This is a genomic window from Mycobacterium sp. NAZ190054 (assembly GCF_001545925.1).
Classification (GTDB): Bacteria; Actinomycetota; Actinomycetes; order Mycobacteriales; family Mycobacteriaceae; genus Mycobacterium.
This window is the reverse complement of record NZ_LMVQ01000558.1, coordinates 1-22,090: the sequence shown is the minus strand read 5'-3', so window position 1 is coordinate 22,090 and position 22,090 is coordinate 1. Positions and strand designations below refer to the sequence as shown.

Here is a 22,090-nt window from a genome sequence, read left to right as displayed (position 1 = left end):
GGTCGGGGAGTCGTTGGCCCAGGCCGCGGCGCGGGAACTGTACGAGGAGACCGGACTGCTGGTGCCGCCTGAGCTGATGGTGGGTCCGGTGTGGCGCCGCGACGCCGTCATCGACTTCAACGGCTCGGTGGTCCGCAGCGAGGAGATGTACTTCGTGCACCGCACCACGCGGTTCGAGCCGTCGGACGCGGGCCGCTCGGGGCTGGAACGCACCTACATTCACGGTCACCGGTGGTGCGATGCGACAATGATCGACGAGCTGGTCGCCAACGGTGAGACCGTGTACCCCCGGCAACTGCGCGAGCTTCTGGACGAGGCGAACGCGCTGGCCGACTCACCGGGTGCGCCGACGGAGAGCCCGCTGCGATCCATCCGGTGATGTGAGCAGCATCGCTGTTCGCGGCGGATCGAATGGATTTGCGGCCACACTTAGACTGGATCGGTAGCGATTTAAGGAGAACGCAGTGGAATCCGAAACGCCCCGGGAAGGGTCGGCAACTCCCGCCCGCGGAACCGCGCGGGTCAAGCGGGGGATGGCCGAGATGCTCAAGGGCGGCGTGATCATGGACGTGGTCACCCCGGAGCAGGCGCGTATCGCCGAGGGCGCCGGCGCGGTCGCGGTGATGGCGCTCGAACGGGTTCCCGCCGATATCCGGGCCCAGGGCGGGGTGTCGCGGATGAGCGATCCGGACATGATCGAGGGCATCATCGACGCGGTCACCATCCCGGTGATGGCCAAGGCGCGGATCGGCCATTTCGTCGAAGCGCAGATCCTGCAGAGCCTCGGGGTCGATTATGTCGACGAGTCCGAGGTGCTCACCCCGGCCGACTACGCCAACCACATCGACAAGTGGAAGTTCACCGTGCCGTTCGTGTGCGGGGCGACCAATCTCGGTGAGGCGCTTCGGCGGATCACCGAGGGGGCGGCGATGATCCGCTCCAAGGGTGAGGCCGGTACCGGTGATGTGTCCAACGCGACCACCCACATGCGCAAGATCGGCGGTGAGATCCGCCGGTTGACGTCGCTGTCGGAGGACGAATTGTACGTGGCGGCAAAGGAATTGCAGGCTCCGTACGATCTGGTCGTCGAGGTGGCGCGGGCCGGCAAACTGCCGGTGACGCTGTTCACCGCCGGCGGTATCGCGACCCCGGCCGATGCGGCGATGATGATGCAGCTCGGCGCCGAGGGCGTGTTCGTCGGCTCGGGCATCTTCAAGTCCGGCAATCCCGCCGAGCGCGCGGCGGCGATCGTCAAGGCCACCACGTTCTACGACGACCCCGACGTGCTGGCCAAGGTGTCGCGCGGACTCGGCGAGGCGATGGTCGGCATCAACGTCGACGACATCCCCGTCCCGCACCGCCTGGCCGAGCGCGGCTGGTAAGTGGCGATCGAAGAGATCCTCGATCTGGAACAGCTCGAGGTCAACATCTATCGCGGCGGCGTGTTCAGCCCCGAGTCCGGGTTCCTGCAGCGCACCTTCGGCGGGCACGTGGCCGGCCAGTCGCTGGTGTCCGCGGTGCGGACGGTGGACCCGAAGTTCCAGGTGCACTCGTTGCACGGCTACTTCCTGCGGCCCGGCGACGCCCGCGCGCCGTCGGTGTACACCGTCGAGCGCATCCGCGACGGCGGCTCGTTCTGCACCCGGCGGGTCACCGCGATCCAGCACGGCGAGACGATCTTCTCGATGTCGGCGTCGTTCCAGACCGACCAGAGCGGCATCGAACATCAGGACGCCATGCCGTTCGCGCCGCCGCCCGACGACATCCCGGACTTCAAGTCCAGCAGCAAGGTGTTCGACGACGCCAGCTTCCGGCAGTTCGACGAATGGGACGTCCGGATCGTCCCGCGCGACCGCCTCGGGGTGCGCGAAGGCAAGGCGTCCCAGCAGCAGGTCTGGTTCCGGCACCGCGACCCGCTGCCCGACGACCATGTGCTGCACATCTGCGCGCTGGCCTACATGAGCGACCTCACGCTGCTGGGCTCGGCCCAGGTCAATCACATCGAGGAGCGGCGGCACCTGATGGTGGCCTCCCTCGACCACGCGATGTGGTTCATGCGTGCCTTCCGCGCCGACGAATGGCTGCTGTACGACCAGTCGTCGCCGTCGGCGTGCGGCGGCCGGGCCCTGACCCAGGGCAAAATCTACAACCGCTACGGCGAGATGGTCGCCGCGGTGATGCAGGAGGGGTTGACGCGCTACATGCGCGATTTCACCCCGGGGCGCGGGTGAGCGCCGCGCAGGTCGGGGTGCTGGCACTGCAGGGGGACACCCGTGAACACCTCGCGGCGCTGCGGGAGGCCGGGGCGCAGGCGCGCACCGTCCGGCGGCGCGCCGAGTTGGACTCCGTCGACGCGCTGGTGATCCCGGGCGGCGAGTCCACCGCGATGAGCCACCTGCTGCGCGAGTTCGAGCTGCTGGAGCCGCTGCGGGCCCGGCTCGCCGACGGGATGCCCGCCTACGGCTCGTGCGCGGGCATGATTCTGCTGGCCACCGACATCGTCGATGCCGGGGTGGCCGGACGTCAGGCGCTTCCGCTGGGCGGCATCGATATGACGGTCCGCCGCAACGCCTTCGGACGTCAGGTCGACTCGTTCGAGGAGGACGTCGACTTCGAAGGCCTGGACGGCTCGGTGCACGCGGTGTTCATCCGCGCGCCGTGGGTCGAGCGGGTCGGACCCGGTGTCGAGGTGCTCGCGCGTGCGGCCGGACATCCGGTCGCGGTGCGGCAGGGCAGGATGCTCGCCACCGCGTTCCACCCCGAGGTGACCGGCGACCGCCGCGTCCACAAGCTTTTCGTCGACTCCCTCCCGTGATTTCGGCGTAGTTCGTCAACGCAGGCGTGACCAACTACGCCGAAATCACGCGGGACTCAGCGCAGCGGGAGGCCGGTCAGGGCGCGCGCCATCACCAGCCGCTGGATCTCGCTGGTGCCCTCGAAGATCGTGAAGATCTTCGCGTCGCGGTGCATCCGTTCGACCGGATACTCGCGCGTGTACCCGTTGCCGCCGAGGATCTGGATCGCCTCGTCGGTCACGTACACCGCGGTCTCGCTGGCCACCAGCTTGGCCATCGACCCCTCGGCGGAGGTGAACTCCTTGCCGTTGCGGGCCATCCAGCCGGCGCGGTAGACCAGCAGCCGGGCGGCGTCGATGCGGGCCTTCATGTCGGCGAGCTTGAACGCGACCGCCTGGAATTCGCCGATCTTGCGGCCGAACTGCTCACGCTCGCAGGCGTAGTCGCGGGCGTACTCGTAGGCGGCGCGCGCCACTCCGACCGCCATCGCGCCGACGGTGGGACGGGTCCGCTCGAACGTGGCCATCGCGGCCTGGCCGGCGGCCCGCTTGCCCTCGCGGACCTTCGCGATCCGCGCGTCGAACTTGTCCTTGCCGCCGACGATCAGGCGGCCGGGGATCCGGACGTCGTCGAGCACCACCTCAGCGGTGTGTGAGGCGCGGATGCCGTGCTTGAGGAACTTCTGGCCCTGGCTCAGGCCGGGCGCGCCGGGCGGGATGATGAACGACGCCTGCCCGCGGGTGCCGAGCTCCGGATACACCGACGCGACCACGACGTGGACGTTGGCGATGCCGCCGTTGGTGGCCCAGGTCTTGGTGCCGTTGAGCACCCATTCGTCGGTGGCCTCGTCGTAGCGGGCGCGGGTCAGGATCGACCCGACATCGGAGCCGGCGTTGGGTTCGGAGGAACAGAACGCGGCGACCTTGGGATCGTCGACGGAGCCGAACATCTGCGGCACCCATTCACCGACCTGTTCGGGGGTGCCATTGGCGGCCACCGACGCCGCGGCCAGGCCGGTGCCGAGGATCGCCAGCGCGATGCCGGCATCGCCCCAGAACATCTCCTCGAACGCCACGATCATGCCCAGGCCCGAGGGTTCGGCGGCCTGTTCGGCGAAGAACTCCATGGAGTAGAGCCCGACCTTGGCGGCCTCCTGGATGATCGGCCACGGTGTCTGTTCGCGCTCGTCCCACTCGGCGGCGGCGGGCCGCACCACGTCGGCGGCGAACTCGTGGACCCACTTCTGCACGTCGAGCAGGTCGGAGGACAACTCCAGGGAGAACGTCATGAACAGCGATCTTACTGCGGAGTAAGATAACCGGCCATGCGGTGTGTGCCAAGTAACAGCGCGGCCGTGAGTCAGGCGAGCACCGGTAGCAGCAGCCGTGATGCCGAGTGGACGGTGTTCACGCTGCTGGTGCCGACGGATGCGTGCCGGAAGTTCATGATCGCCGGGACTGCCGGATCCTGGTCGTCGCTGTACACCGCGAGCCGGATGCGGTGTCCGGCGGCGAATCGACGAGCGTTGGGTGTCAACGGAATCCGATAGCTGACCGACTGTCCGACCGGCACCGCCTCCGGCTCGTCACACGGAAGTGCCGGGGCGCCGACAGAACTGGTGGCCTCGTCGACTTTGCGCAGGCTCGCCCGTACCCAGCCGGCGGTGACGTCGGTGACCTCGCCGTCGGGGGAGAGGTCTTGCAGCGTCGCCATCCAGGCGGTGTCCATGGCGGTGGCCGACGCCTCCAGCGCCAGCTCGATGGCGCCCACGATGTCGAGGTCGTGGTCCAGCGGAGCGGACGTCCACGTCAACATCGACGGGGGATCGATCGGACTGGCCTTGGCCCGGTTGAGCCCGGTGCCGAGGGTCAGGTATTCCCGGCGGCCGGGTTCGCCCTCGTCGTCTGAGAGCACGCCGTCCGCGCGGAGCGCCCACCGCCGGTAGGTTGCGGTCGGTGGCCAGGTCGAGCTGGTGTGCCACCCGTCCGCTCCGGGTAACACGTAGCGCACCGGCGGCCCGTCCATGATGCCGGTGTCGCGACCTTTGAGCCAGTGGTCGTACCAGGCCAGCGCCTCCACGTGCAGGCTCTCCCACGGCCATGTGAGGCCGAATTGTCCGAGCAGCGCCATTCGCACGTTCGGGTTGTGCTGCAAGGCTTTCCACGTGGTGAACGTGGAAGGCAGGTGCAGCGGCACGTTCTCCCAGTCGCAGCCGAGGTAGACCGGGATGTCGACGTTGTGCAGCAGCGGGAGCAGGTTGCGTTGCTGCCACCACTCGTCGCGCACCGGATGCCTGACCATCGTGTCCAGCCACAATTCGTCCCACGGATACGGCTGATGGGGCAGCTTGAGCAGTTGGCGCATCATCGTGACCGCTGCCTCGCCGTTCATCGTCGCGAACTTCTGGTGCAGCTTCGTGGTGTGCAGTACCCGGCGCGCGAGCCCGATGGCCGGGTTGCGTCGCCAGAATGCGTCGCTGCGGTCCGAGGTCAGACCCATCATCGACAGGAACGGTGTGACGAACGACGAACTGGTGAGTCCGTGATGGGACGCGGCGTCGTAAAGGTCGGCTGTGACGGCCACCGGGAAGATCGCCTTCAGGTGTGGGGGTCGCTCGACGGCGGCTTCCAACTGGGTCATCGCGAAGTAGCTGATCCCGATCATGCCCACGTTCCCGTCGCACCACGGTTGCGCGGCGGCCCATTCGACGAGGTCGTACATGTCGCTGCGCTCTTGACGATCGAAAAAGCCGAAGGTGCCGCCCGAACCGCCGGTGCCGCGGACATTGGCGATGACATGGACGTACCCGCGCGACACCCAGAAATCGGTGGCGCCCGCTTCGATGAACCCCGCCGGCGCCCCGAGGTCCTGTATCTGGCGGGGATAGGGCGAGGCGGCGATCAGTACGGGGAAGGCGCCCCCGCGGTCGGGATGGTGGACGTCGGCCATCAGTTCGACGCCGTCACGCGTCGGCACCCGCTGGTTGACGAGGTGGGCTACGCCGTAGAGCGGTTCACTGAGGTTGCGGTACTCGCGTCCGGTGTCCTGGGGGCCGTTCAAGTGGCGTGGGTGCGGAGACATCGTTTCACGCTATGTTGAAAAACGGCTCGGTGAGGCGCTGGTGCGGCTGATGCCGGCCGCGTGGTCGACCTGGGGTGACGGGGTTCGGCGCCGGCCTGCTCCCGCGTAGACTTGTCGACCGGACTCAAGACGCCAGCGGACAGAGAAGAAGGTAGTACTGCATGAGCGGCCATTCCAAGTGGGCCACCACCAAGCACAAGAAGGCCGTCATCGATGCCCGTCGCGGGAAGATGTTCGCCAAGCTGATCAAGAACATCGAGGTGGCCGCGCGCACCGGTGGCGGGGATCCCGCCGGTAACCCGACGCTCTACGACGCCATCCAGAAGGCCAAGAAGAGCTCGGTGCCCAACGACAACATCGAGCGCGCGCGCAAGCGCGGCAGCGGTGAAGAGGCTGGCGGCGCCGACTGGCAGACCATCACGTATGAGGGCTACGGACCCAACGGGGTCGCCGTGCTGGTGGAATGCCTGACCGACAACCGCAACCGTGCCGCCGGCGAGGTTCGGGTGGCGATGACGCGCAACGGTGGCAGCATGGCCGATCCCGGCTCGGTGGCCTACCTGTTCTCCCGCAAGGGCGTCATCACGCTGGAGAAGAACGGTCTGACCGAGGACGACGTGCTCGCCGCGGTCCTCGACGCCGGCGCCGAGGACGTCAACGACCTCGGTGACAGCTTCGAAATCATCTCGGAGCCAACGGATCTGGTTGCCGTGCGGACCGCACTGCAGGAAGCCGGGATCGACTACGAGTCCGCGGACGCCAGCTTCCAGCCCTCGGTGACCGTCCCGGTGGACTTGGAGGCGGCCCGCAAGGTGCTCAAGCTCGTGGACGCGCTCGAAGACAGCGACGACGTCCAGGACGTCTACACCAACATCGACATCCCCGACGACGTCGCCGCCGAGCTCGAACAGGAGTGACGGTCAGCGGAGGTGGTGATGGTGGCCACCCCTGAAGACGTGCACTCCGTACGGGTAGGCGCCCCAGGCCGGGTAGGGGACGTCGGTCGGGGTGGCGACGATCTGGGCGTTGCCCGCTGACTCGCACAGGCTGTTGCCGGGTGCGGTGTAGGTGCAGTCGAGATGCGTGGCCGCTGTGGCGGCGGGCGCTGCGATCAGTGCCGCAGCGGCGCCCGCGGCAACCAGGCCGGTGACCGACAGTCGACGGAATCTGTTCATCGGTGTTCTCCTCGTGCGGGATGTGTTGATTAGCCCCGCTATCTGAAGCGCCGGCGGTGCCGGTTTTCATCCCCCCTTGGTCGAACGCCGGGCGGGCACCCCCGTCACTGGGTAGGGTGGCGTTCATCCCCGCTTCTCTCCTCCGACCGGCAAGGGGGATTGCTCTGATTCTCTACGCTTTTCGATGCCGATCCGGTTGTGGCGTCACTCGGCAGCTGCACCCGATGGCGAGTCGTCCCGACGAGATCGACTGTCCGGTGTGCCGGGGGACGGCGCGCCGCATGATCGCAGCGCCTCACCTGGGCCGTTCCGGCGGTGTCGCGATGGCGCTCCAAGACGCCACCCGAGGGTCGGCCGACGCTCCGGCGGTCGTCGCGGCACCGCCGCCGGGGGCCTCTCGGCGCAAGGTCACCACCAACCCGCTGCACCAGACCCTCCCGCGGCCCTGAAGGAGTTGCCATGCCCGACGTCGTCTTTCCGCTCGACTCCACGAAGAAGTTCACCGATCAGGAGAAGGTCGGTCACAACCGGTGGCATCCCGACATCCCGGCTGCGGTGACGGTCAAGAAGGGCGACTCGTTCCGGGTGCACTGCCGGGAGTGGTTCGACGGTGCGATCCACAACGACGACTCCGCCGAGGACATCCTCAACGCGCCGCTGACCACGGTGCACACGCTGTCCGGCCCGATCGCGGTCGACGGCGCCAAACCCGGGGACCTGCTGATCGTCGACATCCTCGACGTCGGCCCGATCCCGCAGGAGGATTCCGGACCGCTGGCCGGTCAGGGCTGGGGGTACACCGGGATCTTCGCGACCCGCAACGGCGGCGGCTTCCTCACCGAGCAGTTCCCCGACGCCTACAAGGCGATCTGGGACTTCTCCGGTCAGAAAGCGACCTCACGGCACGTGCCGGGCGTGGAGTTCACCGGGATCGTCCACCCGGGACTGATGGGCACCGCGCCGTCGGCGCAACTGCTCTCCACGTGGAACACCCGGGAAGCCGCGCTGATCGCCACCGATCCGGACCGTGTTCCGCCGCTGGCGCTGCCGCCCGAGCCGCAGGACGCGATCCTGGGCAGCCTGACCGGGGACGCGTTCGCCACGGCGGCCGCCGAGGCGGCCCGCACCGCGCCCCCGCGGGAGAACGGCGGCAACCAGGACATCAAGAACCTGACCAAGGGCAGCCGGATCTTCTACCCGGTGTTCGTCGACGGTGCGAACCTGTCGGTCGGCGACCTGCACTTCTCGCAGGGCGACGGGGAGATCACCTTCTGCGGCGCCATCGAGATGGGCGGATTCATCGACTTGCGGGTCGACGTCATCCCCGGCGGAATGGAGACCTACGGCGTCGGCGAGAACGCGATCTTCATGCCGGGCAACACCGACCCGCAGTACTCCGAGTGGCTGGCGTTCTCGGGGACCTCGGTGACCCTCGACGGCGAACAGCGGTACCTGGACTCCCACCTGTCCTATCAGCGCGCCTGCCTGCACGCGATCGACTATCTGACGAAGTTCGGCTACAGCCCCGAACAGGCTTATCTGCTGCTCGGTGCGGCGCCGATCGAGGGCAGGTTGTCCGGGGTGGTGGACATCCCCAACGCCTGCGCCACCGTGTACATCCCGACCGCGATCTTCGACTTCCCGGTCGCGCCGTCGGCCGCCGGACCGGTCAGGATCGATCCCGGTATCGGGGCGCCGCGGGCGTCGTTCAGCGGGCAGCGGTGACGGCCAGGAAACCACCGATCGCCTGCGCGGTCTTCGCGGGCTGGTCGAGCATCACCAGCACATAGGCGTCGTCGACCGTCTGCAGTCGGCCGTGGGGGAGCAGGTCGGCCAGCCGGCGCCCGTGCTCGGCGGGCATCACCGGGTTGTCGGTCCACAGCACCAGCGCGGGCCCGTCGAACCCGGTGAGGCGGCCGGTGGCCCGGATCAGGTCCTCGCTGTCGAACCTGGTGCGGCAGTACTTGACCAGGTCGCGGCGGATCCGGCGGTCGGTGAGCCCGTGCTGCAGCCAGTCATCGACAATCGGTTGCGGGACAGGACGTTTCGCCATCATCCCGAACATCGGCCGCCGGCGGCGCAGCCAGCCGACCTTGAGTTGACGCATCGCCAGCCACACGGTGCCGGTGGTGCGACTGGCCAGCCACGCGACCTTGCCGGGCAGTCCCGGCGGGAAGTTGTCGAAGGCCTCCGCCGGGCAGATCACCAGCCGCGCCACCCGGTGGTCGCGGCCGAGGTCGGTCAGGAACAGCGGGCCGCCCCAGTCGCTGACGACGAGCGTGACGTCGGTCAGACCGAGCGCGTCGAGGAAGTCCGCGACGATGCCGACCATCCCGGGCAGGGTCAGGTCGGCGTCCTCGCGCATCGGGATGCGGTGCCCGCCCATCGGCAGGACCGGCAACAGGTAGCGGAAGCCGGACGGCAGGTGGGGGAGGGCGAGATCCCACTGGGTGTCGTTCATCAGCAGGCCGTGCAGCAGGACGACGGGCGGACCGTCCGGTGTGCCTTCCTCGCGGTACTGCATCTGCCCGGCGCCGAGCTGGACCGTCTTCATGGCACCTCCGCTAGAATGATCGTTCTAGAACGTATGCTCTAGCCTGGCACGAGGAGGTGGCGATGGCAAGGTCCACGCGGGAGGCGATCCTGACCGCGGCGGTCGAGTTGATGCGGCGCAGGGGCTACGCCGGTGTCGGGATGAAGGACATCGCCGAAGCCTCGGGAGCGCCGATCGGGTCGCTGTACCACCACTTCCGCGGCGGCAAGGTGCAGATCGCCCGGGAGGCGCTGACGAACGCGGGCCTCGCCTACGGGCTGTTGATCCCGACGGTGATCGACGGCTACACCGACCTGGGGGAGGCCGTCGACGGGGTCTTCACGCAGGCCGCGACGGACATGGCCGAGGCGGGTTTCGTCAACATGTGCCCGGTCGCCAGCGTCGCGGGCGAGGTCGCCGACACGGTCGAGGAGCTGCGCGCGGCCGGCGGCGACATCTTCACCGCGTGGATCGAGGGTGGCACCGCGTACTTCGTGTCCCGCGGGCTCGACGAGGGCCTGGGCCGGCAGGTCACGCTGGCGCTGATCTCGGCGCTGGAGGGCGCGTTCCTGCTCGCGCGCACCCTGCGCGACACCGCACCGCTGCTGGCGGCCGGCGGCGCACTGGGTGGCCGGTACCGCGGAATCGCGCTGTCGTCCCGCGTCGCCGCCGAGGCCGCGCCACCCGCCGGGTGACCCGCGTGTCCTGCCGCGCACCGTCGGCGGTAGCCGCTAAGCTCTCGAACAAGTGTTCTGTTGCGAGAAGGGGCTGGCGTGCGGGTGATGGGTGTCGACCCCGGCCTGACCAGATGTGGCCTGTCGGTCATCGAGAGTGGCCGCGGGCGCAAGGTGATCGCCCTGGACGTCGACGTGGTGCGCACACCGGCAGACCACCCGTTGGCGCATCGGCTGCTCGCCATCAGCGACGCGGTCGAACACTGGATGGACACCCACGTCCCGGATGTGATCGCCATCGAGCGGGTGTTCTCCAACCAGAACGCCAACACCGCGATGGGCACCGCGCAGGCCGGCGGGGTGATCGCGTTGGCGGCCGCCCGGCGCGACATCGACGTGCACTTCCACACCCCCAGCGAGGTGAAGGCCGCGGTCACCGGCAACGGACGTGCGGACAAAGCTCAGGTCACCGAGATGGTCACCAGAATCCTTGCGCTGCAACAGAAGCCGACCCCCGCCGATGCGGCCGATGCGCTGGCACTGGCGATCTGCCACTGCTGGCGGGCGCCGATGATCGCGCGGATGGCCGAAGCGGAGGCGATGGCCGCCGAGCAGCGCCGCAGGTACCGGGCCACCCTGAAGGCGAAGGCCGGTCAGATGTCACGGAGCGCGCGGTGATCGCCGCGGTCCGCGGCGAGGTCCTCGACATCGCCCTCGACCACGTCGTGATCGAGGCGGCCGGTGTCGGCTACAAGGTGATGGCCACCCCGGCGACCCTGGCCACGCTCCGGCGTGGGACGGAGGCGCGGCTGATCACCGCGATGATCGTCCGCGAGGACTCGATGACGTTGTACGGCTTCGCCGATTCCGATGCCCGCGACCTGTTCCTCACGCTGCTCGGGGTGTCGGGGATAGGGCCGAGCATCGCGCTGGGTGCGCTGGCGATGTACGACGGGCCGTCCCTGCGGCAGGCGATCGGCGACGGCGACGTGACCGCGCTGACCCGAATCCCCAAGGTGGGCAAGAAGACCGCCGAACTGCTGGTGCTGACACTGCGCGACAAGGTGGGCTCCTCGCCGTCGGCGGGCGTCGCCGCGGTCGGCGGGCACGGCATCCGCGGGCCGGTGGTGGAGGCACTGGTCGGTCTCGGTTTCGCGCAGAAGCAGGCCGAGGAGGCCACCGACAAGGTGCTCGCCGACGATCCGGAGGCCACTACGGCGGGCGCGCTGCGCGCCGCGCTGTCCATGCTGGGGAAGAAGTAGCAGATGGGTCGCTTCTCAGAAGGCCCGGCGGAGGAACCCGACGAGCGGGAGGTGTCACCGGCGCTGACCGTCGGTGAGGGAGACATCGACGCCAGCCTGCGCCCGCGGTCGCTGGGGGAGTTCATCGGCCAGCCACGCGTACGCGAGCAGCTGCAGCTGGTGATCGAGGGCGCGAAGAACCGTGGCGGTACCCCGGACCACATCCTGCTGTCCGGGCCTCCCGGCCTGGGTAAGACCTCGCTGGCGATGATCATCGCCGCCGAACTGGGTTCCTCGCTGCGGGTCACGTCCGGACCGGCCCTGGAACGCGCCGGTGACCTGGCCGCGATGCTGTCCAATCTCGTCGAGCACGACGTGTTGTTCATCGACGAGATCCACCGCATCGCCCGGCCCGCCGAGGAGATGCTCTATCTGGCGATGGAGGACTTCCGCGTCGACGTCGTCGTCGGGAAAGGCCCCGGCGCCACGTCGATTCCGCTGGAGGTCGCCCCGTTCACCCTCGTCGGCGCGACCACCCGGTCGGGCGCACTGACCGGTCCGTTGCGAGACCGGTTCGGGTTCACCGCGCACATGGACTTCTACGAACCCGCCGAGCTGGAACGGGTACTGGCCCGCTCGGCCGGCATCCTGGGCATCGAGTTGGGCGCCGACGCCGGCGCCGAGATCGCCCGCCGGTCCCGCGGCACCCCGCGGATCGCCAACCGGCTGCTCCGCCGCGTCCGGGATTACGCCGAGGTCCGTGCCGACGGGGTCATCACCCGAGACATCGCCAAGTACGCACTCGAGGTCTACGACGTCGACGAGCTCGGGCTCGACCGGCTCGACCGGGCGGTGCTCTCGGCGTTGACGCGCAGCTTCGGCGGCGGTCCGGTCGGGGTGTCGACGCTGGCGGTGGCCGTGGGTGAGGAAGCCACCACGGTCGAGGAGGTGTGCGAGCCGTTCCTGGTGCGGGCCGGGATGATCGCGCGCACCCCGCGCGGGCGCGTCGCCACCGCGCAGGCGTGGACACATCTCGGGCTGAAGCCACCCGCCGGTGCCGTCGGACTCGGTCAGACGGGTCTGTTCGACTGACGAGGGCGATAAAGCTGCTGGTGCCCGGCCCTACGCGGTAACGTCGCGGCTGTGAGCTGGCGTCGGTTCGGCGCGATCGCGGCGGTGCTCGCCGCGATGTCCGGGTGTGGGACCAGCACCGCTTCGCCGCCGGCCGTTCCCGGCGCGGTGGACCTCGGCGGCGGGCGCACGATGTTCCTCGACTGCCAGGGATCCGGCAGCCCAACGGTTTTCATCATCCCGGGCATGGGCAGCTACGCCGAGGTGTGGAACCACGTCATCGGTCCTGACGACCCGGTCTGGTCGACGCCGTACGACGACATCGAGATCGCCGACCCTATTCCGAGCCCGGACGCGACCCAACCGACCGCCGCGAGGGCAACCCGCGTGTGCGCCTACGACCGGCCCGACACCCGCCCGGACGGAGAGCAGAGATCCACCCCGGTGCCGCAGCCGCACCAGCTGCAGCAGGACGTCGACGACATCGTGGCCCTGATCGGGGCCGCCGGGCTGCCCACGCCGCTGGTGTTCACCGCGCACTCGTACGGCGGACTGGTCCTGGATCTGCTGGCCCGCCGGCATCCGGACCTGGTCTCCGGGCTGGTGTTCGTCGAGCCGACGTCGGAGTTCCTGCCCGGTGTCGGAAGCCCAGCGCAGAACGCGGCCTTCTTCGCCAGTGGTCTGGAGGGCCGGGCGCCTGCCGAGAGCGTGTGGTTTGAGCAGGCTTTCGCGGCGGTCGCCGCGGCGCCACCGCTGCCGAGGGTCCCCGCCGTCGTGCTCAGCGGCGACAGGTTCCCGCCGCCGCGTCAGCTGACCCCCGACACCTACACGCAGGCGCAGATCCACCGCGCCAACGACCTGCTCGCCGGCGCGCTGGGAACCGTCAACGTGCTGGTGCCGGGAAGCGGGCACAACATGATGCTCTACCAGCCGCGTGCGGTGGCCGACGCGATCGTCGACGTCGTCGAGCGGGTCCGCCGCTCAGGCAACTGACTAACCCGCCCACGATCACCCGCGTGCGGTTCTGGCAATGCGGGCCGCTCATCGACCCGTCAACCTCTGGTTATGCCCCCGGTCGGGCGGGTACCCACTGGCATCCACCCGAGGAGGAATCATGATCGACACAACCAACCAGGGCCGGCGAGGCGTGATGCAGATACCCAGGAGCCGCGGTGCGGTCAGCGGCCTGCTGATCGTGGCGCTGGGCGTCTGGGGTGCGCTGGTGCCGTTCGTCGGGCCGCAGTTCGACTTCGCGTTCACGCCGGACCAGCCGTGGACCTGGACCGCGGGGCGCGGGTGGCTCGAGGTGCTGCCGGGAGCGGTCGCCGTCGTCGGCGGTCTGCTGCTTTTCGCGTCCCGCAACCGCGCCACCGCGATGCTCGGCGGTTGGTTGGCGGTGGCCGCCGGAGCCTGGTTCGTCGTGGGACGTGCCGTCGCCGGCCCGCTGGGCCTGGGCGGGGCCGGCCAGCCGGTGGCAGCCAACGAAACCAAGCAGGTGTGGCTCGAGCTGACGTACTTCTCCGGTCTGGGCGCCCTCATCGTGTTCCTCGCGGCGATGGCGGTCGGCCGGCTGTCGGTGCGCAGTGTCCGCGACATCGCGTACCGCGACGCCCGCGTATCGACGACGGAACCGCACCCCGTGACCGGCCCCGTCGAGGGGGCCCCCGCCCCGGACAGCACCATCGCCGGGACTCAGTCCACGCCGGTGACCGAGCCGGCGGGCCGCAGGCGGCACGGGTTGTTCGGCCGGCGCCGCGACAAGGTTCGTCGCGACAGGATGCCGGTCTAGCTAGAGCAGCCCGAGGCGCTGCAGATCGGTGATGTACTTCACGATGATCTGTGGCGTCACGTGCGGGATGTCCTTGTCCGGACCGATTTTCGCGTCCTTCACAGCTTCTCGGAACCTGTCGGTGGGCGCGATCGAACCCCGGATCGGCACCTCCGGATGCTGATAGTTGTGCAACAGCGGCAGCAGCGAGGCCTGCCGTTGCCGGTCCGGCAGCGCGTTGACCGCCACGGTGAACCGCTGCAGCCAGGTCGGGTAGTCGCCGACGCGCCGCACCGGATATCCCGCCTCGATGAGCCAGTCGACGTACTCGTCGAGCCCGATGCCGTCGTCGTAGGGATTCATCACGTGATAGGTCTCGAAGCCCGACACGACGTGCAGGCCGAGCGTGGAGATCGCTTCGGCGATGAATTCCACCGGCAGGCCGTCGTAGTGGGCCCGCTGCCGGTTGCCGTCGGCATCGAGTTGGTAGAACGAGTCGGGCGCGACTCCGGTGGCGACCAGCGACAGCATCAAGCGGGTGAACATGTCCGGCAGGTTCAGCTGACCCGCGTAGGTGGTGTCGGCCAGGATCATGTCGCAACGGAACACCGAGACCGGTAGGCCGCAGAGGTCGTGCGCCTCGCGCAGCAGCACCTCCCCGGCCCACTTGCTGTTGCTGTAGCCGTTGGCGTAGCTGTCGTCGACACTGCGTGTCGCGCTGATCTGCCGGATGTCGGCGTGCTCGGTGAACTTGCCCGGTTCGATGCCGGCCCCGACCCCGATCGTGGACGTGTACACGAACGGCTTCACTTTCGTGGTGAGCGCGATGCGGATCAGTTCCGCCGTGCCCACGACGTTCGGACCGAAAAGCTGGCTGTAGGGCAGCACATGGTTGACCAGCGCGGCCGGGTCGACGATCAGGTCGACGGTGTCCGCGAGCCGCTGCCACGTCGGTGCATCGAGTCCGAGGTCCACCTCTCCCTTGTCGCCGGCGATCACCTCGAGGTGGTCGGCAGCCAGCCGGCGGTAGTGCTCCAGCAGCTCCGGGTCTCCGCTGTCGAACGTGCGGTCCAGCCGATTGCGTGCCGCCGCATCGTCTTTGGCGCGCACCAGGCAGATCAGCTTGCCGCCGACCAGCGACAACCGCTCCAGCCACTCGAGTGCCAGATAGCGGCCGAGGAAGCCGGTCGCGCCGGTCAGCAGCACGGTGCGGGCCTCGGTGCTCGGTCCCGGCAGGCCGGCAGCGGTGCCCAGCGTGGCGGCGTCGATGAACTTGTCCAACGTCAGGTCGCGCGCATGCGCCTCGGTCACCTCGTCCGGACGTCCGTGGACCGACGCGAACGTGGGTCGCGTCGTACCGTGCCGGCGTTCGGTCTGGATGTACTCGGCCAGCGACTGTAGATCGGTGGCGGGGCTGACGATCACGCCGACGGGAACCTCGACATCGAAGATGTCGCGGAGCAGATTCGCGAAAGTCAACGCCGACAGGGAATCACCACCGAGATCGGTGAAATGGGCGTCGGGTTGCAGATCGCCGGCGGCGGTGCCGAGCAGCGCCGCCGCGGCGCGGCTGACGGTTTCCGGCACCGGACGCGCGGTGCCCGACCGGCGCAGCTCGCGCAGTTCGTCGGCCTGCCCCTCGGCGAGTTCGGTGTAGAGGGCTTCCAGCTGTTGGCCGTAGCGCTCCTTGAGCCTGGGGCGGGCGAGCTTACGGATGCCGGTCAGCATTCCGTTCTCCAGCGTGAACGGGGTGGTCTCGATCAGGAAATCGCGGGGGATCTCGTAGGACTGCAGACCTGCGGACTTCGCGACGTCCTGAAGCGACTCGGCCACAGCAGTTTTCACGTCACCGCTCGTCAGGGCGGCCTCGGTCGGCACGATCACGGCCAGCAGGTAGGGACGTGCGCTGTTGCCGTACACATAGATCTGGCGGATCAGCGGGCTGTCGCCGAAGAGCGCCTCCAGCTTCGAGACGGTGACGAACTCGCCCTGCGACAGCTTGAGGACGTTGTTGCGGCGGTCCAGGTAGACCAGTCGATCCGGTGCGGTCTCGGCGACGATGTCGCCGGTGCGGTAGTAGCCGTCCTCGTCGAACATCTCGGCGGTGACGTCGGGACGCCTGTAGTAACCGGGGAACAGGGTCTCGGACTTGACGAGCAGTTCACCGCGCGGGTGGGGGCGATCGGTGGCGAAGTAGCCGAGGTCGGGGACGTCGACCAGTTTGTAGTCGATGACCGGTGGACGCTGCACCTGGCCGTCGACGAACACCGCCCCGGCCTCGGTGGATCCGTATCCGTCGATCAGGTGCATGTCGAGCAGGTTCTCGACGAATGTCTTCATCTCTGGTGACAGCGGTGCCGAACCCGTCATCGCCATCACATAGCGACCACCGAGCAGCGTGTGCCGCATATCGGCCAACACCGCGGCCTCGTCGGCTGACCGGCGCTCGATTTCCTTGGATACCTCGGCGAACACGGTGTCCCAGATGCGCGGCACGAAGCTGAGCTGGGTCGGGCGCACCAGGGCGAGATCCTCCAGGAACGTCGAAAGATCGCTCTTGGCGGCGAAGTACGCGGTCCCGCCGGCGCCCAGGGTGCCGTAGAGCAACCCACGGCCCATCATGTGGCTCATCGGCAGGAAGTTCAGCGAGATCGACGGAAGAGCTCCGTGATCGCCCCAGCTCGCGCGGGTGGAACGTCGCCACGAATTGGCCACGAGGTGTTCGGGGTACATGGCGCCCTTGGGAGCGCCGGTGCTGCCGGAGGTGTAGATCAGCAGTGTCAGGGTGTCGTCGTCCGGCGAGAAGGGCTCGCGTGCAGGCGCTTTGGCGCCACGGTCGATGAGCTCGGCGATGGTCTCGATCTCGACCGTGGCGCCGGCGTGGCGCAGGCGGTCGGTCGCCGCGGTGAGGGCGTCACGGTGGTCGTCGACCTCGCCGTGGTGATCGAACACCACGAGGCGGGCCACCGTCGGCGCGTCCAGGACCAGGGTGACGGCATCGGAGAGCGCGTCGACCGACGAGGCGACCACCACCGGCTCGGTCTCGGCGACGATCGGCCGCAGGGTGGCGACCGGGGCGCTGGTCTGCAGCGGTACCGACACCGCACCGATCATCGCCAGCGCCATGTCGACGGTGGTGTAGTCGACGCTGGTGAAGCCGAGCAGCGCGACCCGGTCACCCGGGCTCACGTCGGTCAGGGCGGCGGTCACGGCGCGGATGCGGCCGGCCAGTTCGGCGTAGGTGATGGTCTGGAAGTGGGGAAGGAGTTCGGCGGTGGTGCGGCCGGTTTCGGCGTCGTCGACGAAACGCACGGCACGCTGGCCGAGGGCGGGCCGATCGGCGTAACCGTCGAGCACCGTCTGCATGATCTCGGGAAGGTGCATCCCGGGACGGTCGATGGCGTGGGAGATGCCCTCATCCGGCGCGGCGGCGGCGAACTGGGGGTCGGTGGCCTGTAGTTCGGCGATGCGACGGGCGAGACGCTCTTCGCGGGAATCAGTAGACATGGTCGTCCTCCGAGAGATCGCGAGTCAGGAGGGACGCGACGCTGCGCCCACAAGAAACTACGTTAGTAAAACTAAATATATTTCCCGATGATAGGCCCGCGAGCTGGCAACGTGCTGTGAATTAGTTGTGGCACAGGCGAACTCGTGACGAGTGCGGGCCACGCCACACCCTGCCGCCCGGCGTTAATCGGCCCACATTCCCGCGGCGGGCGCAGGTCTGTCGCACGCCTGCGATTAGCGTGGATGAATAGCTTGCCTAATTGTCCAGGAGGTGCGAGCGTGCATCCGCAGTCGCAGAGGCTCACCGAGTTGTTCTCGGCGCGGTTGTCGCCCAGCGCCCGCGACGACGTCGCCGCCATCGTCCTCGGCCCGCGGCTGTGCGGAGTGTGTGTCGCACTCGGCGCCCCTGAGCGGGACTGGTGGCGGATCGCCCAGTGGGCGACCCGGTTGGACGACAGCCGCGTCTGCGACGAGTTCGGCGCCTATCTCGACGTGTTGGTGGCCTACCGGTGCGCCCGGCCGGGGGAGGACGTGATCTCCGATCTGATCGCCTATGACGTCGACGGTGACGGCGACGGTCTCACCGCGGACGAGATCCGCGGCATTCTCGTGGACTTCGTCCGCGCCGGCGTTCAGCCGGTGTAGGCCATCACGTGCTTGATACGCGTGTAGTCCTCCAGCCCGTACATCGACAGGTCCTTGCCGTGGCCTGACGACTTGAAACCGCCGTGCGGCATCTCGGCGACCAGCGGGATGTGCGTGTTGATCCAGACGCAGCCGAAGTCGAGCGCGTTGGACACCCGCAGGGCGCGGGAGACGTCCCTGGTCCACACCGACGACGCCAACCCGTATTCGACCCCGTTGGCCCAGCCGACCGCCTCGTCCTCGTCGGAGAACGACTGCACGGTGATGACGGGGCCGAAGATCTCCTGCTGGATCAGCCGGTCGTCCTGGCGCAGCCCGCCGATCACCGTGGGTTCGACGTAGAAACCCTTGTCGCCCTGACGATTTCCGCCGACCGCCACGGTGGCGTGGGACGGGATGTCGGAGAAGAACGACAGCACCCGCTCCATCTGGTTGACGTTGTTGACCGGCGGGACCCACGCGTCCTCGTCGTCGGCAGGGCGGCCGAACGTCGTCGTCGCGCCCTTGGCCTGCTCGGCCAGGGCGGCGGTGAGGTCCGCCGCGATCGACGCCGACGCGAGCACCCTGGTCGCTGCCGTGCAGTCCTGCCCGGCGTTGAAGTACGCGGCGGTCGCGATGCCTTCGGCCGCGGCCGCGAGGTCGGCGTCGTCGAACACGACGACCGGAGCCTTGCCGCCGAGCTCCAGATGGGTGCGCTTGAGGTTGCCGCCTGCGCTGACCGCGACGGCCTTGCCCGCCGCCACCGAACCGGTGATCGCCACCATCTCCGGGGTCGGGTGCGCGACGAGGTTCGCGCCCGTCACGCGGTCGCCGGTGACGACGTTGAGCACGCCCGGCGGCAGGTGCCTGGCCGCCAACTCGGCCAGCATCACCGTCGTCACCGGAGTGGTGTCGCTGGGCTTGATGACGACCGTGTTGCCCGCGGCGATGGCCGGGCAGATCTTCCAGATCGCCATCATCATCGGGTAGTTCCACGGCGCGACCTGGCCGACCACGCCGACCGGTTCGCGGCGGATCCACGAGGTGTGGTCGGCCATGTACTCGCCGGCGGACTTGCCCTCCAACACCCGTGCCGCGCCGGCGAAGAACCGGATCTGGTCGACCATCGGCGGGATCTCCTCGGCCGCGGTGACGTGGTTCGGCTTGCCGGTGTTGCGGCCCTCGGCGGCGACGAGCGCGTCGGCGGCCTTCTCCACTTCGTCGGCGAAGTCCAGCAGCGCCTTCTGCCGCTGCGACGGCGTGGTCTTCTTCCACTCCTTGAACGCCTTGGCCGCGGCCGCGTACGCGGTGTCGATGTCCTGTTCGTTGGACACCGGCGCGGTGCCGTACTGCTCGCCGGTGCTCGGATCGACGAGCGGCATGGTGGCGCCGCTGCTGGAGTCGACGAGTTGCCCGTCGATGAAGTTCTGGACCGTGGTCATGTCAGTCAGCTCCTTGGGTCAGAGGTCACGCAGGATCAGTTCGAGGACGTCGAGGCCTTCGAGCAGCAGCTCGTCGCTGATGGCCAGCGGGGGCAGGAACCGCAGCACGTTGCCGAACGTGCCGCAGGACAACACGATCACGCCGGCCTGGTGCGCGGCGGCGAGCAGATTCCTGGTCAGCTCCGGGTCGGGTTCCAGCGTTCCGGGCTTGACCAGCTCGACGGCGATCATCGCCCCGCGGCCGCGGACGTCGCCGATCCGGTCGTCCTCGGCCTGTAATCGGCCCAGCTTGTCCTTCATCAGCGCCTCGATCTGTGCGGCCCGCTGCACCAGACCTTCGGACTCGATGGTCTCCATGGTGGCCAGCGCGGCCGCGCACGCCACCGGGTTGCCGCCGTAGGTCCCGCCCAGGCCGCTGACGTGCGGGGCGTCCATGATGTCGGCGCGACCGGTGACCGCCGACAGCGGCATGCCACCGGCGATGCCCTTCGCGGTGACGATTAGGTCCGGGACGATGCCTTCGTGTTCGCAGGCGAACATCGCACCCGTGCGGGCGAAACCGGTCTGCACCTCGTCGGCGATGAACACCACGCCGTTGGCGCGACACCACTCCAGCAGCGTCGGCAGGAAACCCTCGGCGGGCACGATGAACCCGCCCTCGCCCTGGATCGGTTCGATGATCACCGCGGCGAGGTTGTCGGCGCCGACCTGCTTGTCGATCGCGGTGATCGCGCGGCGTGCGGCGAGTTCGCCGTCGGTGGCCAACTCCTTGCCACCGAACTCGGCGTCGCGGAACGGGTACGACAGCGGCGCGCGGTAGATCTCGGGGGCGAACGGGCCGAAGCCGTGCTTGTACGGCATCGACTTCGCCGTCAGCGCCATCGTCAGGTTGGTGCGGCCGTGGTAGGCGTGGTCGAACGACACGACGGCCTGCTTACGGGTGTAGGCGCGGGCGATCTTGACCGCGTTCTCGACCGCCTCGGAACCGGAATTGAACAGCGCGGACCGCTTGTCGCCGTCCCCGGGTGTGAGCCGGTTGAGCGCCTCGGCGACGGCCACATAACCCTCGTAGGGCGTGACCATGAAGCAGGTGTGGGTGAACCTGTGGAGTTGCTCGGTGGCCCGTTCCACCACCCGGGGGGAGGAATTGCCGACGGTGGTGACCGCGATACCCGACCCGAGGTCGATCAGCCGGTTGCCGTCGACGTCCTCGACGATGCCGCCGAACGCCCGCGCCGCGTAGACCGGCATGGTGCTGCCGACTCCGCGGGCCACCGAGCTGCTCCTGCGGGCGATCAGTTCGGCGGACCGGGGACCGGGAATGGCGGTGGCGAGGTGGCGGCTCTGTTCCAGAGCGCTCACGGGAACCTCCTAGAGACCTACAGAACTGCGAGTTCGACGATTGCCGCGTTACCGTGCGAGCCTAGCCGCTGAAGGTGCCGATCCGTCGAGATCGCGGCCGGGGTGGTGCGGAATCGGCATGTTGAACGTGGATCGACGACGGATTCCGTCGCGTAGGCCGGCCGGGGCGGCGCCCGGTGCGGCATGGGCGTCGGGACCGGGGTCGTGGTCGTGAGCGGCCGCAATGGCACACTGGTCAACTGAGTCCGCACGGCGGGCTTCCGCTGCTGCAGGTCCAATGGCCTGCCCGCAATACCGATACGAAACTTTTAGAGAGACACTGCCGACATGGATCTGGTCGTTTTCCTGCCCCTGCTCATCATCATGGGCGCGTTCATGTTCTTCGCGTCGCGCCGCCAGAAGAAGGCCATGCAGGCGACCATCGACCTGCACAACTCCCTGCAGATCGGCGATCAGGTCCACACCACGTCGGGCCTGAAGGGCACGATCGCCGGTATCACCGACGACTACGTCGACCTGGAGATCGCGCCCGGCGTGGTCACCACGTGGATGAAGCTCGCGGTCCGCGACCGCATCGTCGACGACGCCGAGGACGTCGATGTCGACGACGACGCCGACATCGCCGATCAGCCCAACAGCAAGACTGACTGAAAAGTCAGCGACAACGCGTAGTCTTTTCGTGCTTTCGCGCCCTGGTGCGGTATCGACGAACTGATCTGAGGAGACTGTAGACACGTGGCATCGTCTTCGACGGTTCACCCTGCCCGCTACCTGGCGCTGTTCCTGGTACTGCTCATCGGCGCCTACCTGCTGGTGT

At 68.5% G+C, this 22,090-nt stretch carries 22 protein-coding genes; 15 read left to right on the top strand and 7 right to left on the bottom strand.

Going from position 1 to position 22,090, the window contains the following annotated elements; translation table 11 throughout:
• From ASJ79_RS26965 to pdxT, 4 genes are all read left to right on the top strand, one after another.
• Window positions 1–379 (top strand): NUDIX hydrolase (locus ASJ79_RS26965; RefSeq protein ID WP_156448670.1); only part of this gene is annotated, 379 nt, incomplete at its 5' end.
• A 154-nt stretch (window positions 380–533) separates the two neighbouring features.
• Window positions 534–1,382, top strand: coding sequence for a pyridoxal 5'-phosphate synthase lyase subunit PdxS (pdxS, locus tag ASJ79_RS26960; RefSeq protein WP_051226762.1), 849 nt, complete (start codon window positions 534–536; stop codon window positions 1,380–1,382).
• Complete coding sequence (tesB, locus tag ASJ79_RS26955; protein ID WP_067961960.1) at window positions 1,383–2,231, top strand: acyl-CoA thioesterase II; 849 nt, start codon at window positions 1,383–1,385, stop codon at window positions 2,229–2,231. It abuts the gene before it with no gap.
• Complete coding sequence (pdxT, locus tag ASJ79_RS26950; protein WP_067961958.1) at window positions 2,228–2,815, top strand: pyridoxal 5'-phosphate synthase glutaminase subunit PdxT; 588 nt, start codon at window positions 2,228–2,230, stop codon at window positions 2,813–2,815. Before tesB ends, pdxT begins: the two co-directional genes overlap by 4 nt.
• 56 nt (window positions 2,816–2,871) lie before the next feature.
• On the opposite strand, the gene ASJ79_RS26945 is transcribed toward pdxT, so the two are convergent.
• Together ASJ79_RS26945 and ASJ79_RS26940 are read right to left on the bottom strand one after the other, a co-directional pair.
• Window positions 2,872–4,083, bottom strand: a complete 1,212-nt coding sequence (locus ASJ79_RS26945; protein WP_067961956.1) for an acyl-CoA dehydrogenase family protein — start codon at window positions 4,081–4,083, stop codon at window positions 2,872–2,874.
• Between the two features lie 71 nt (window positions 4,084–4,154).
• Window positions 4,155–5,876, bottom strand: a complete 1,722-nt coding sequence (locus tag ASJ79_RS26940; protein WP_067961954.1) for a CocE/NonD family hydrolase — start codon at window positions 5,874–5,876, stop codon at window positions 4,155–4,157.
• 161 nt (window positions 5,877–6,037) lie between these two features.
• On the opposite strand from ASJ79_RS26940, the gene ASJ79_RS26935 reads away from it, so the two are divergent.
• Window positions 6,038–6,793: a YebC/PmpR family DNA-binding transcriptional regulator gene (locus tag ASJ79_RS26935; RefSeq protein WP_067961952.1), complete on the top strand. Its 756-nt coding sequence runs from the start codon at window positions 6,038–6,040 to the stop codon at window positions 6,791–6,793.
• 3 nt (window positions 6,794–6,796) lie between these two features.
• Here ASJ79_RS26935 and ASJ79_RS26930 read toward each other — a convergent pair whose 3' ends face one another.
• Window positions 6,797–7,051: a hypothetical protein gene (locus ASJ79_RS26930; protein ID WP_067961950.1), complete on the bottom strand. Its 255-nt coding sequence runs from the start codon at window positions 7,049–7,051 to the stop codon at window positions 6,797–6,799.
• A 224-nt stretch (window positions 7,052–7,275) separates the two neighbouring features.
• On the opposite strand from ASJ79_RS26930, the gene ASJ79_RS32870 reads away from it, so the two are divergent.
• Together ASJ79_RS32870 and fmdA are read left to right on the top strand one after the other, a co-directional pair.
• Window positions 7,276–7,500: a hypothetical protein gene (locus ASJ79_RS32870; protein WP_067961947.1), complete on the top strand. Its 225-nt coding sequence runs from the start codon at window positions 7,276–7,278 to the stop codon at window positions 7,498–7,500.
• A 10-nt stretch (window positions 7,501–7,510) separates the two neighbouring features.
• Entirely contained in the window at window positions 7,511–8,776 is a 1,266-nt protein-coding gene (gene fmdA, locus ASJ79_RS26920) for a formamidase (protein ID WP_067961945.1), read from the top strand.
• Here the strand turns inward: fmdA and ASJ79_RS26915 are convergent.
• Window positions 8,760–9,605, bottom strand: a complete 846-nt coding sequence (locus tag ASJ79_RS26915; RefSeq protein WP_067961943.1) for an alpha/beta fold hydrolase — start codon at window positions 9,603–9,605, stop codon at window positions 8,760–8,762. The genes fmdA and ASJ79_RS26915 overlap by 17 nt on opposite strands.
• Before the next feature lie 62 nt (window positions 9,606–9,667).
• Here ASJ79_RS26915 and ASJ79_RS26910 point away from each other — a divergent pair, with 62 nt between their 5' ends.
• The 6 genes from ASJ79_RS26910 to ASJ79_RS26885 all read left to right on the top strand — a co-directional run bounded on the left by ASJ79_RS26910 (window position 9,668) and on the right by ASJ79_RS26885 (window position 14,359).
• Window positions 9,668–10,279 carry a TetR/AcrR family transcriptional regulator gene (locus tag ASJ79_RS26910; RefSeq protein WP_067961966.1) on the top strand — a complete coding sequence of 204 codons (612 nt, stop codon included), beginning with the start codon at window positions 9,668–9,670 and terminating at the stop codon, window positions 10,277–10,279.
• A 78-nt stretch (window positions 10,280–10,357) separates the two neighbouring features.
• Window positions 10,358–10,936 (top strand): crossover junction endodeoxyribonuclease RuvC, encoded by a 579-nt coding sequence (ruvC, locus tag ASJ79_RS26905; protein ID WP_067961941.1) that lies wholly within the window; start codon window positions 10,358–10,360, stop codon window positions 10,934–10,936.
• Entirely contained in the window at window positions 10,933–11,520 is a 588-nt protein-coding gene (gene ruvA / locus ASJ79_RS26900; RefSeq protein ID WP_067961939.1) for a Holliday junction branch migration protein RuvA, read from the top strand. The genes ruvC and ruvA overlap by 4 nt, the downstream gene beginning before the upstream one ends.
• 3 nt (window positions 11,521–11,523) lie before the next feature.
• The gene (gene ruvB / locus ASJ79_RS26895) at window positions 11,524–12,591 is read left to right on the top strand and encodes a Holliday junction branch migration DNA helicase RuvB (protein WP_067961937.1); all 1,068 of its coding nucleotides are present in this window, start codon (window positions 11,524–11,526) and stop codon (window positions 12,589–12,591) included.
• A gap of 51 nt (window positions 12,592–12,642) precedes the next feature.
• Complete coding sequence (locus tag ASJ79_RS26890) at window positions 12,643–13,563, top strand: alpha/beta fold hydrolase (protein ID WP_082754091.1); 921 nt, start codon at window positions 12,643–12,645, stop codon at window positions 13,561–13,563.
• 121 nt (window positions 13,564–13,684) lie between these two features.
• Window positions 13,685–14,359: a hypothetical protein gene (locus tag ASJ79_RS26885; protein WP_067961935.1), complete on the top strand. Its 675-nt coding sequence runs from the start codon at window positions 13,685–13,687 to the stop codon at window positions 14,357–14,359.
• Here ASJ79_RS26885 and car read toward each other — a convergent pair whose 3' ends face one another.
• Window positions 14,360–17,845: a carboxylic acid reductase gene (gene car / locus ASJ79_RS26880; RefSeq protein WP_067961933.1), complete on the bottom strand. Its 3,486-nt coding sequence runs from the start codon at window positions 17,843–17,845 to the stop codon at window positions 14,360–14,362.
• Between the two features lie 279 nt (window positions 17,846–18,124).
• Between car and ASJ79_RS26875 the strand changes: the two genes are divergently transcribed.
• Window positions 18,125–18,490 (top strand): hypothetical protein, encoded by a 366-nt coding sequence (locus ASJ79_RS26875; protein WP_067961931.1) that lies wholly within the window; start codon window positions 18,125–18,127, stop codon window positions 18,488–18,490.
• Here ASJ79_RS26875 and ASJ79_RS26870 read toward each other — a convergent pair.
• Window positions 18,478–19,911 (bottom strand): gamma-aminobutyraldehyde dehydrogenase, encoded by a 1,434-nt coding sequence (locus tag ASJ79_RS26870; RefSeq protein ID WP_067961929.1) that lies wholly within the window; start codon window positions 19,909–19,911, stop codon window positions 18,478–18,480. The two genes, ASJ79_RS26875 and ASJ79_RS26870, sit on opposite strands and share 13 nt — an antisense overlap.
• An 18-nt stretch (window positions 19,912–19,929) precedes the next feature.
• Window positions 19,930–21,273 carry a 4-aminobutyrate--2-oxoglutarate transaminase gene (gene gabT, locus ASJ79_RS26865; RefSeq protein WP_067961927.1) on the bottom strand — a complete coding sequence of 448 codons (1,344 nt, stop codon included), beginning with the start codon at window positions 21,271–21,273 and terminating at the stop codon, window positions 19,930–19,932.
• Window positions 21,274–21,600: 327 nt separating this feature from the next.
• Here gabT and yajC point away from each other — a divergent pair, with 327 nt between their 5' ends.
• Window positions 21,601–21,924 (top strand): preprotein translocase subunit YajC, encoded by a 324-nt coding sequence (yajC, locus tag ASJ79_RS26860; protein ID WP_067961925.1) that lies wholly within the window; start codon window positions 21,601–21,603, stop codon window positions 21,922–21,924.
• Window positions 21,925–22,090: the final 166 nt, after the last annotated feature.